This is a genomic window from Arthrobacter sp. K410C, from assembly GCF_059090105.1.
The window spans coordinates 1-308 of the sequence record NZ_JBNHFJ010000067.1 but is presented as its reverse complement, the minus strand read 5'-3'; the positions used below and the strand labels follow the sequence as shown (position 1 = coordinate 308).

The following is a 308-nucleotide window of genomic DNA, read 5'->3' as shown; positions in this document are numbered from 1 at the left end:
CCTGGAAGATCCTTGACCCGTTCGAGGACTACTGGGCGTCCTTGAAAGAGCAGCCCGAGCCCTACGCCCCCGGCAGCTGGGGCCCCGCCTCGGCGGATGAGTTGCTGGCCCGTGACGGACGAACCTGGAGAAGGCCATGATCGTAGACCTGCCCGATACCACCACCTCGAACGTGTCCAAAAAGATCATGGCCCTGCGCGAGCAGGGCGGGGTGATCGCGCTGGGCCGGGTCCTGACCCTGGTGGTCGTGACGAAGTCCGGGCTCGAGGAAGAAGCGATCGAGGCCGCGAACGAGGCCAGCCGGGAAC

The 308-nt window shown here is 66.2% G+C and carries 1 protein-coding gene and 1 pseudogene; both read left to right on the top strand.

The features are described from left to right. The coding region (locus AC5RU7_RS21105; protein ID WP_494053889.1) for a hypothetical protein at positions 1 to 140 on the top strand (140 nt) is incomplete at its 5' end. Further along, positions 137 to 308, top strand: a pseudogene (locus AC5RU7_RS21100) (glucose-6-phosphate dehydrogenase assembly protein OpcA); the annotation flags it as partial. The gene AC5RU7_RS21105 and the pseudogene AC5RU7_RS21100, both read left to right, overlap by 4 nt.